Source organism: Kitasatospora sp. NPDC007106 (assembly GCF_040634455.1).
GTDB classification, from domain to species: domain Bacteria; phylum Actinomycetota; class Actinomycetes; order Streptomycetales; family Streptomycetaceae; genus Kitasatospora; species Kitasatospora arboriphila.
The window spans coordinates 1-10,212 of sequence record NZ_JBEYFP010000182.1; the positions used below are offsets into that span (position 1 = coordinate 1).

Sequence of the window (10,212 nt, forward strand, 5' to 3'; positions counted from 1 at the left end):
CTCCTGCGCGGTGCGCGGGCGGTGCCCGGCCAGCAGCCCGGCGAGCGTCGGCAGCTCCCCGGGCGCGGTGCGCCCCGTCCCGGAGATGTCCGTCCCGGCCATTGCCCGCCTCCGTACCCGTGCCGCGTGCGACCGGTCGGCCGGCACCCGTCGAACCTAGCCGGGCCGCGGCGCTCCGCACACCGATTTTCCCCCGCCGCGGGCCCGCCGTACACCGAGCGCGACCGTCCGTCCGGTGCGGTCCGCCCGAGGCGTCCGTCACCGAGGGCGACTCCGGGCGGGCCCGGGCCCCCAGGCCGACCCGCCGTCAGCCGGGATCCCGCGGGCGGCCTGCGACCCGTCCCCGGCGGACGGCCACGGGCCGTCACCCCGTCCGGCCGTCACCCGGACCCGGCGGCCGGGTCCGGGCCCTCAGGTCGGCCACGGACCGTCACCATCGGCGCGGCGTGCGGCAGACGGCCGCCCGCGGGCGATTGAGCTCCCCGCCGAAGGGGCCGACACTGGAGGCAGAGCGAGCGGCCGGAGGCATGCCATGGGCCCAGCGATCGTCTACGTGCACGGGGTCGGCAACAAGCCGCCCGAGCAGCAGTTGAAGGAGCAATGGGACGTCGCCCTCTTCGGCCGGCCGATGGGCGGGCTCTCCCGGATGGCGTACTGGGCGCCGCTGCGCCACCACGAGCCGCTGCCCGCACCCGTCCCCGACGACGGGGTCACCGAACTGCCGCCCTCGGGCGCGGCGCCCAGGACGGCCCGGCCGTCGGCCCCCGCCCCGCCGGAGGAGTTCCTCGCCGCCGTCCGCGCCGAGACCGGGGCGCCCGTGCCGGGCAGCACCGCCCCCGGGCCGCTCGACCCCTGGCTGCGGGCCATGGTGTACGCCGCCGAGGCCCTCTCCGCCGGAGCGGGCGCCGCCACCGGCACGGATGCGCTGCCGCTGCCTCGGTTCGGCCGCACCGTGGCCTTCCAGGTCCTCGCCCGGCACGCCTACAGGGACGCCCACGCCTACTTCACCGGCGGGATGCGCGAGCAGATCCAGAAGGTCGCCTCGACCGCCCTGGAGGAGGCCGACGGGCCGCTCGTCGTGGTCGGCCACGGCCTCGGCTCGGTGATCGCCTACGAGGTGCTGCGCACCCACCCGGGCGAAGTGCCGTTGCTGATCACCATCGGCTCGCCGCTCGGCATCACCGAGATCCGGGACCGGCTCGCCGCCCCGCTCACCGTGCCGCCCGGCGTCGCCGCCTGGCGGAACGCCTACGACCCCCGCGACCTGGTCGCCCTGGGCCGCACCGTCCGCCCGGAGTACGAGCCGGGCAGCCTCACCGAGGACGTCGTGGTGGTCAACGACAGCGCCAACCACCACGGCGCAGCCGAGTACCTCGCCCGTCCGGCCGTCCGCGCGCCCGTCCGCGCCCGGATCGCCGCCTGACCGTCCGGCCCGCCGCCCGAACGGCGGCGCACCCCGCCCGCGGCCCGGCCGACCGGACCCGGACCGCACACCCCGACCGGGGGCACCCCTGATGACCACGCCCGGAACGCAGACGCGGGAGGCCCTCGCCGCCCTCGCCGCCCTTCACCACGGCCTCGACCCCGCGTACGGCGACCCCGAGGACCCGCCCGGGCCGCCCGCGGCGGCGGTGACGGTGAGACTCTCCGGCGCGGACCGGCGGCGCCTCGTGGACGTCGTCGTCAACGACTGCACGCCGCAGGACCTCGAACGGGCGTGGTCCTCCACCGGCCGCGGACCGGCCACCGCCGGCACCGGCACCGACCTGCGCACCACCGTCCACCGGGTCGTCGAGGAGGCCGAACGGGACGGCCGGCTGGAGGAGTTCCTCGGCGCCCTGCGCGACGGCCGGTTCCCCGCCGTGGCCGCCCTCGCCGAACGGCTGCTCACCGCCGTCCCGGCCGCGCCCGCCGGACCGGGCGACGCCGCAGCCGAGGACCCGTACGCCGCCGACCTGCTCGGCCGCCGGCTCTTCCTCGGCCGCACCCTGCTCCGCACCCACCTCAAGGACCTCGTCTCCGACAGCCGCAGCCGCGTCCTGCTCGTCACCGGCCCCCGTTCCTGCGGCAAGTCCCACACCTGGTACTTCGTCAGCCACGTCGCCCAGCAGCTGCGGACCTTCCGACCGGTCCTCGTCGACCTCGCCGAATGGGCCGACGGGCTCTGCACCCCCCACGACCTGATGAGCTCCGTCGCCGCCCAGCTGGAACTGCCCGAACCCACCCCCGCCCCGCCCGCCCGGGGCGCCGACCAGGCCCGCCGGCTGTGCGACTGGCTCGTCGCCCGGCTCTACGACGCGTCCGGCCGCACCACCCATCTGCTCGTCGTCGACAGCCTCGACCACGTGCCGCTGCAGGCCGACACCGCCGCCCTGATCGACCACCTCACCGACGCCGCCGTCCGCGGCCGCCACCCCGGACTGCGCGTCCTCCTGCTCGGCCACGACCGCCCCGCACTCGGCGTCCTCGACTGCGTCCTCACCGAGCCCGTCGGCACCGTCGACCGCCGCGACCTGTGCGCCTTCTTCGGCCGGCTCGCCGCCGACCTCGGCACCGAGATCGCGCCGCCCCTCGTCGAGACCGTCGTCGACCGGCTGCTCGCCGCACTGCCCGACGACCGCGCCGCCGCGATCCGCCGGCTCCCCGACGCCGTCCGCGACACCGCCGACGCCGTCTTCGACCGGCAGGTCCTGCGATGACCACGGCCCGCACCCGCCTCACCGCCGCCACCGTCGAAGAACGCCTCGACCGGCTCACCCGCAGGACAGCCGCGGCGGCCGGCCCGCCCCCGCCCGCCGAACACGCATACCGCCAGGCCGCCGCCGTCCTCGCCTGCTACGACCCCGCCACCCTCCGCCCGGTCGGCCACGAACCCGACGCCGCCGCCCTGCAGGCCCTCCTCGCCGTCAGCGAACCCGTCCACGGCGCCGACGGCAGCCCCGAATGGCGCCTGCCCGAGGCCCTGCGCCGCACCACCCTCGCCGCGATGGCCGGCCCGGACGCCCACCGCCGCGCCCTCGACACCAACCCCGACCGCCCCCAGGGACCCGTCCAACTCGCCCTCACCCGCTACCTCACCGACACCGCCCCGCCCCCCGCCGAACAGGACCTCGACGAACTCCTCGCCACCGCCCGGGTCACCGCATGGCTCGACGGCCTCGTCCCCGGCCTGCCCGGCGCCACCGAGATCACCGACCACCTCGAACGCCGCCGACTCCTCGAACCGCTGCGCCGCCTCGCCGGCACCCACGTCGCCGGACGCGCCGACGTCCTCGCCGAACTCGCCGAGCACACCGCCGGAACCGACCGCCGGCCGATGCTGATCGGGGGCCCCGACGGCGTCGGCAGGTCAACCGTCCTCGCCCGCTTCATCCTCGACGGCGAACACCGCAGCACCGGCCCCCGGCTGCCCTTCGCCCACATCGACCTCGACCGGCCCGGCCTGCTGCCGCAGGAACCGCTCACCCTGCTCCTCGACGCCGTCCGCCAACTGCGCATCCAGCACCCCGGACTGCGGCCCCTCGCCGAGTTCTTCACCGACAAGTGGATCGCCCGCGCCGCCGCCCCCGACCTGCACACCCTCGCCGCCGCCCACGCCGACTCCGCGGCCACCGCCCGCGGCACCACCGACCACCTCACCGCCTCCGTCCGGCTGCTCACCGCACCCGCCGAACGCGAGTCGCTGTACCGCGAGTTCGCCCGGCTGCTCGCCCTCGCACTGCCCGACGGCCCCGTCCTGCTCGCGATCGACACCTTCGAGGCCGCCCAGGACACGGGCCCCGAGGTGCTCGCCGAACTCCGGCGGATGTTCGACCTGCTCGCCGACGCCAACCCGGCCCTGCGGGTCGTCCTCGCCGGCCGTGTCCCCGCCGGACTGCCCGCCCGCGAACTCCACCTGCCCGACTTCGACCGCGACGCCGCCCGCGCCCACCTGAGCGCGCTGCTCGGCCCCGCCGCGGACCCCGCCGCCCTCGACCCCGTCGTCGACGCCGCCGGCGGCGACCCGCTCGACCTGCGCCTCGCCGCCGACCTCATCGGCAGCAAGGACACCACCGGGGGAGAACTGCACGAGCACCTCCACCGCCACGTCCTCGACCGCATCGAGGACCCCGACGTCCGCAGCCTCGCCCGCCCCGCCCTGGTGCTCCGCCGTCTCACCCCCGCCGTACTGCGCTACGTCCTGGCCGGCCCCGGCGGCGTGCACGTCCCCGACGACCTGCGGGCCGGCGAACTCTTCGACCTGTTCGCCCGCGAGACCACCCTGCTCGGCCCCGCCGCCGACGGCTCCCTCGAACACCGCGGCGACCTCCGCCGCCGACTCCTGCCGCTGCTGCAGGCCGAGGCACCCGAACAGGTCGCCGAGATCCACGAGGCCGCCGTGCTGCACTACGTGCAGGAGGACGGCCTCACCGCCCGCGCCGAAGAGCTCTACCACCGGCTCGGCCTCGGCGAGTCCGCCACCGAACTCGACCGGCGCTGGCAGCCCGGCGTCGAAGCCCTGCTCACCGGCTCCATCGACGAACTCCCGCCCGGCAGCCGGGCCTACCTCGCCTCCCGCTCCGGACGGACGCTCCACCCCGCCGCCCTCCGCGAGGTGCCCGCCGAGGAGTGGGAACGGCACGCCGAGGTCCAGATCACCCGGCTGCTGGAACTCGACGCCCCGCACCGCGCCGCCGAAGTCCTCGACCACCGGCCCGCCGGCGGCGAACGCGGCGCACGGCTGCTGCTGCTCGAAGCCCGGGTACGGGCCGCCCTCGGCGAACTCGACTCCGCCCGGGCGCTCGCCTCCGCCGCCCGCAGCCGTGCCGTCGAGGAGCAGGCCGGGGGAGTGCAGTTGGAGGCCGACTACGCGCACGCCCGCTGGGCCGTCGACGAGGGATTCGCCGAAGAGGCCGGACCGCAGCTCGCCGAAGCCGCACGACTGGCCGAGGACCTCGGGGACCGGCTGATGCTGATCCGGATCGAACTCGCCCGCCGGACCGGCGCCGGGTCCGGGGACGGGGCCGCTGCGCTCGCCCGGCTGGTCGACGACCGGACGGTCCGACTGCTCTCCCGGGACCCGCGGCTGCTGCTCGCCGCCACCGCGGCCGTCGGTGAACTGCGGCCCGAACTCGTCCGGCAGAGCCTGCGGGTGATCGGCCTGCGGCGGTTCACCTCCCGGCAGCGGACCCGACTCGCCCGGGTGCTCGGGGAATGGGACGCCACGCTCGGCGGCGTAGCCGTCAGGACGGCCGCCCCGGCCGGACCCGGGGCCGTCCTGCCCTCCGCCGGCTTCTGGCCGAACTGGCTGGCCACGGCGCCCCCCGACCAGGCCGCGAACGCCTTCATCGTCCTCACCACGGCCCTCCCCGGCGGCACCGCCGTCCTCGCCGCCCTCGCCGGCGTCTACCGCCAATGGCTCACCGAGGACGGCCCGGCAACGGAGTAGCGGAAGCACTCAGGGGCGCGGGGCAACCCCTCAGGGGCGCGGGGAACCGCGCAATTCGGGATCGGCGAGCCGACAGATCCGGTCGGCCGTGGACACACGGACGCGCACCAGAGGCCAACCGGAACTGCCGGGTTCGCCATCCTCGGACCGCGCAGTTCCCCGCGCCCCTGGGGTGCTGCCTCTCAGACGGCCTGGGCGCGTTCGGTGATGTTGCGGGCCATGCCGCCGAAGACGACGGCGTGGAAGGGGGCGACGGACCACCAGTAGGCGTGGCCGGCGAGGCCGTGGGGGTGGAAGAGGGCCCGTTGGCGGTAGAGGGCGCCGCCGTTGCCGTCGGGGGCGACCGAGAGTTCCAGCCAGGCCGGGCCGGGCAGCCGCATCTCGGCCCGCAGCCGCAGCAGCCGCCCCGGTTCGATCTCCTCGACCCGCCAGAAGTCCAGCGAGTCGCCGACCCGCAGCCGGGCCGGGTCGCGTCGCCCGCGCCGCAGCCCGACCCCGCCGACCGCGCGGTCCGCCCACCCGCGCAGGGCCCAGGCGAGCGGGAAGGAGTACCAGCCGTTCTCGCCGCCGATGCCTTCGACGACCCGCCAGACGGATTCCGGTGCGGCGTCGACGTGGCGTTCGCGGACGTCCTGGTAGAGGCTGCCGCCGGCCCAGTCGGGGTCGGTGGGCAGCGGGTCGCTGGGGGCGCCGGGGAGGGAGGCGGAGGACCAGCGGGTGGAGACCTGGGCGTCGCGGATGCGGCGCAGGGCGAGGCGGACGGCGTCGTCGAAGCCGATCAGGCCCTGCACCGGCCGGTGGAGGCCGGGGACGGTCTGTTCGGGCGGGTCGGGGACGTACCGGGCGATGTCGTGCTCGGCGCAGACGACTTCGTGCCGCAGGGATTCGACGAGCGGCCGGGCGATGGAGTTGGGGACGGGGGTGACCAGGCCGACCCAGTGGCCGGAGAGCCGGGGGGTGAGGACGGGCACCGGGACGATCAGCCGGCGGGGCAGGCCGGCGACGGCCGCGTAGCGGAGCATCATCCGGCGGTACGTCAGGACGTCGGGGCCGCCGATGTCGAAGGCCCGGTTGACCTCGGGCGGCAGGTCGGCGGCGGCGACCAGGTAGCGCAGCACGTCGCGGACGGAGATCGGCTGGATCCGGGTGCCGACCCAGCTGGGCGTCACCATCACGGGCAGCCGTTCGGTGAGGTAGCGGAGCATCTCGAAGGAGGCGGAGCCGGAGCCGATGATGACCGCGGCGCGCAGTTCGGCGGTGGGCACCCCGCTGGCGCGCAGCACCCGGCCGACCTCGGCGCGGGAGCGCAGGTGCGGGGAGAGTTCGCCGGCGGGGACGCCGGCGGGCACGAGTCCGCCGAGGTAGACGATCCGCCGGACGCCGGCCCGGGCGGCGGCCGCGCCGAACGCCCGGGCGGCCTCGCGGTCGGTGCGTTCGAAGCCGGGGCCGGTGCCGAGGGAGTGGACGAGGTAGTAGGCGGTGTCGACGCCCTCGAAGGCGGCGGTCAGGGTGTCCGGCCGGGTGACGTCGCCGGTCGCGGTCTCCACCCGGGCCCGCCAGGGGTGGTCGCGCAGCCGTCGGGGGTCGCGGACCAGGCAGCGCACGGTGCGGCCGGCCGCGAGGAGTTCGGGCACCAGGCGGCCGCCGATGTACCCGGTGGCGCCGGTCACCAGGCAGTGCGGCGGCCGGGCGGTCTGGTCGGTCATCGGTCCTCCCGGGGCGGTGGGCCACCGGGCGGTGGCCGCTGGACGGTCGGTCAGAAGGCGTACCGCACCCTGAGCCAGGGCGCGTGCCGGTCGATCAGGCCGCGGAGCTCGGCGAGCGCCGCCGCCTTGCCCGCGGCCCGGTAGCGGACGTTGCGGGCGCCGTTCCCGGAGGTCTTGGCCTCCTGGAGGGCGGGCCGCCACAGCAGCTCCTCGGCCTTGGGGTGCCAGCCGAGGTTGACCTCGTGCAGTTCGCGGTTGTGGGTCAGCATGATGATCTCCGCCGCGGCCTGCGCCTTCACGGCGGCGGGCAGCATGTCGTCCATCCGGTGCAGCAGCTCGGCCCAGTCGCGCTGCCAGCCGGCACGCAGGACGACGGGGGAGAGGTTGAAGTGCACCTCGTACCCGGCGTCGAGGAAGTCGCCGGCAGCGGCGATCCGCTCGGGGACGGGCGTGGTGCGGACGTCCAGCAGCCGGGCGTCGGCGGGCGGCATCAGCGAGAAGCGGATCCGGGTGCGGCCGCGCGGGTCGAGGGCGAGCAGGTCGCGGTTGACCCACTTGGTGGCGAAGGAGGCCTTGGCGGTCGGCCACCCGCGGAAGGCGCGGACCAGGTCTGCGGTGTTGTCGCAGATCAGGGCGTCCACCGAGCAGTCGTTGTTCTCGCCGATGTCGTACACCCAGGCGGTGGGGTCGCACTGGTTGGGCGCGGGCTTGCGGCCCTGCCGGCGGACGTGGCCGGCGAGGTGGGCGACGATCCGGTCGATGTTGGTGAAGACGGTGATCGGGTTGGCGTAGCCCTTGCGGCGCGGTACGTAGCAGTAGGCGCAGGCCAGCGCGCAGCCGTTGGCGGAGCTGGGGGCGATCCAGTCGGCGGAGCGGCCGTTGGGCCGGGCGGCGAGGGTCTTCTTCACCCCGAGGACCAGGACCTCGCTCTTGATCCGGGCCCACCGTTCGACGTTCCCGGCGTTGCCGTGCAGGTGCGGGATCCGCCAGTGCGAGTCGACCTCGACCACCCGGGCGCCGGGGAAGCGTTCCAGCACCTGCCGGCCGCGCGGGGAGGCGGCGGCCGCCGGTTCGGCGAAGATCTCCCGGACGTGGAAGAGCGGCATCGGGCGGCGGTCGGTGGGCACGGTGAAGGTCTCCGGGCGGTTCGGGGTCGGACGGGTCTCGCGCGCGGTGCTTCGGAGCCGGCCGCGGATCGGATGGGTGCCGGTCCTTCCCGTCCGGGGAGGTGTGCGGGCGTGCGGGTTCCGCCATGCTGGTGCGGCCCGCGGGCAATCCGGCGGGCGTCCGGTTCCGAATGCACCGTGCCCGACGACCGCCGCCGCCCGTGGACGGCGCGGTCCCACCGACGACCAGGAGGTTCCCGATGCCCGTCATCCGTCCGACGGGCAGGCCGCACGCCTGCCCGGCCCGACCGGCGGTCCGCGCCGCCCGACCGAGCGGGGTGGCGGATTGAGCACGGTGGTCCACCTGTCCGGTCCGCAGCGCCGCGGCCCGGACCTCAAGGAGCTGGTCGCCCAGGTGGCGTTCGGCGACCAGGACGCGTTCGGGCGGCTGTACGACGTTGTGGCGGGCCCGGTCTTCGGCCTGGTGCGCCGGGTGCTGCGGGACCCGGCGCAGTCGGAGGAGGTGACCCAGGAGGTGATGCTGGAGGTGTGGCGGACGGCCGCCCGCTACCAGCCGGACCGCGGCGAGGTGATGTCCTGGGTGCTGACGATGGCGCACCGCCGGGCGGTCGACCGGGTCCGCTCCGCGCAGGCGACGGCCGACCGGGAGCAGCGGGTCGCCGCCCGCTCGCACGTGCCGGCCTTCGACGAGGTCGCCGAGCAGGTGGAGGGCCGCCTGGAGCGCGAGCAGGTGCGGCGCTGTCTGAGGATGCTGACCGAGCTCCAGCGCCAGGCCGTCACCCTGGCCTACTACCGGGGCTACTCGTACCGTGAGGTGGCGGACATGCTGAGCGCGCCGCTGGGCACCGTGAAGACCCGGATGCGGGACGGTCTGATCCGGCTGCGGGACTGCCTGGGGGTGGAGTCGTGACCGGCGGAGCCGAACTGCACACGCTGACCGGCGCGTACGCGGCCCATGCCCTGGAGGGGCCGGAGCTGGCGGAGTTCGAGCGTCACCTGGCCCTGTGCGAGGCCTGCGCGCTGGAGGTCCGGGAGTTCGCCGCCACCCTGGCGCGCCTCGGTGCCGCGGAGGCCGAGACGCCGCCTGCCGAGCTGCGGGCCCGGGTGATGGCGGGCATCGGGTCCGTCCGCCAGCTCGCGCCGCCGTCCGCGGTGCCGCCCCCGGAGGTGCCGCCGCAGCCGACCGGGCGGCGCCGCCGGAGCAAGATCGTCCGGAACTGGCCGAAGTTCGTGCTGGCGGCGTCGGTGGCGCTGGCCGCGGCGCTCGGCGGCCTCGCGGTCGACCAGAGCCGGCGGGCCGACGAGGCCGATGCGCGGGCCGCGCAACTGCAGGCCCAGCAGGCCGCGTTCGGCAGCCTGCTGACCGCGCCGGACGCCCGGACGGCGACCGCGACCGCCGGCCCCGGCGTCGGCACGGTGGTCTGGTCGCAGAGCCGCGGCCAGGCCGGGTTCCTGGCCTCCGGAATGCCGGCGCTGCCCGCCGGCAAGACCTACGAACTGTGGTTCGACGACGCCGGGACGATGCGGCCGGCCGGACTGATGCCGGCCTCCGGCGGTTCGCTGCTGCTGCAGGGGCCGCTGAACGGCGCGGTCGGCGTCGGCGTGACGGTGGAACCGGAGGGCGGCTCGGCGCACCCGAGCGGCACGCCGGTGATGCTGCTGCCGTTCAGCTGAGCGCGGGCACCTGCCCCCCGCCCGCGGGGGCAGGTGCCGGCCCGTCCGCACGCCACGGCAACTCCGCACCGATCGAGGGCAATCCGCCCGGCGTACCGCTCCGAAGTACCGGTAGCCAGTGAAGGAGCGGCCCGCCGGCAGTGCGGGCCCGTGCAGTGGAGGGGGCCCCGTGACAGTGTCCGGCGACGACAAGGTCGCAGCGTTCCGCGACGTCGACCGTGCCCTGGCCGAGCACGCCCGGATCCGGGTGGCGCGCACCTGCGACATGAACCGGCCC

At 76.3% G+C, this 10,212-nt stretch carries 7 protein-coding genes; 5 read left to right on the forward strand and 2 right to left on the reverse strand.

Going from position 1 to position 10,212, the window contains the following annotated elements; genetic code table 11:
* Positions 1-532: 532 nt before the first annotated feature.
* From ABZ641_RS16840 to ABZ641_RS16850, 3 genes are all read left to right on the forward strand, one after another.
* Complete coding sequence (locus tag ABZ641_RS16840) at positions 533-1,423, forward strand: hypothetical protein (protein ID WP_359982591.1); 891 nt, start codon at positions 533-535, stop codon at positions 1,421-1,423.
* A 91-nt stretch (positions 1,424-1,514) separates the two neighbouring features.
* Positions 1,515-2,699: an ATP-binding protein gene (locus tag ABZ641_RS16845; protein ID WP_359982593.1), complete on the forward strand. Its 1,185-nt coding sequence runs from the start codon at positions 1,515-1,517 to the stop codon at positions 2,697-2,699.
* Positions 2,696-5,428, forward strand: coding sequence for a hypothetical protein (locus ABZ641_RS16850; RefSeq protein ID WP_359982595.1), 2,733 nt, complete (start codon positions 2,696-2,698; stop codon positions 5,426-5,428). The genes ABZ641_RS16845 and ABZ641_RS16850 overlap by 4 nt, the downstream gene beginning before the upstream one ends.
* 182 nt (positions 5,429-5,610) lie before the next feature.
* Here ABZ641_RS16850 and ABZ641_RS16855 read toward each other — a convergent pair whose 3' ends face one another.
* Together ABZ641_RS16855 and ABZ641_RS16860 are read right to left on the reverse strand one after the other, a co-directional pair.
* Positions 5,611-7,134 carry an SDR family oxidoreductase gene (locus tag ABZ641_RS16855; protein WP_344627236.1) on the reverse strand — a complete coding sequence of 508 codons (1,524 nt, stop codon included), beginning with the start codon at positions 7,132-7,134 and terminating at the stop codon, positions 5,611-5,613.
* A gap of 50 nt (positions 7,135-7,184) precedes the next feature.
* Positions 7,185-8,240, reverse strand: coding sequence for a spore photoproduct lyase family protein (locus ABZ641_RS16860; protein ID WP_359982598.1), 1,056 nt, complete (start codon positions 8,238-8,240; stop codon positions 7,185-7,187).
* A gap of 346 nt (positions 8,241-8,586) precedes the next feature.
* Here ABZ641_RS16860 and ABZ641_RS16865 point away from each other — a divergent pair, with 346 nt between their 5' ends.
* Positions 8,587-9,171 (forward strand): sigma-70 family RNA polymerase sigma factor, encoded by a 585-nt coding sequence (locus ABZ641_RS16865; RefSeq protein WP_344627237.1) that lies wholly within the window; start codon positions 8,587-8,589, stop codon positions 9,169-9,171.
* Entirely contained in the window at positions 9,168-9,935 is a 768-nt protein-coding gene (locus ABZ641_RS16870; protein ID WP_344627238.1) for an anti-sigma factor, read from the forward strand. The genes ABZ641_RS16865 and ABZ641_RS16870 overlap by 4 nt, the downstream gene beginning before the upstream one ends.
* Positions 9,936-10,212: the final 277 nt, after the last annotated feature.

Bases quoted from the DNA above. Each gene is read 5' to 3' on its own strand.
- ABZ641_RS16840 (WP_359982591.1), top strand. From the start codon at position 533: ATGGGCCCAGCGATCGTCTACGTGCACGGGGTCGGCAACAAGCCGCCC.
- ABZ641_RS16845 (WP_359982593.1), top strand. From the start codon at position 1,515: ATGACCACGCCCGGAACGCAGACGCGGGAGGCCCTCGCCGCCCTCGCC.
- ABZ641_RS16850 (WP_359982595.1), top strand. From the start codon at position 2,696: ATGACCACGGCCCGCACCCGCCTCACCGCCGCCACCGTCGAAGAACGC.
- ABZ641_RS16855 (WP_344627236.1), bottom strand. From the start codon at position 7,134: ATGACCGACCAGACCGCCCGGCCGCCGCACTGCCTGGTGACCGGCGCC.
- ABZ641_RS16860 (WP_359982598.1), bottom strand. From the start codon at position 8,240: ATGCCGCTCTTCCACGTCCGGGAGATCTTCGCCGAACCGGCGGCCGCC.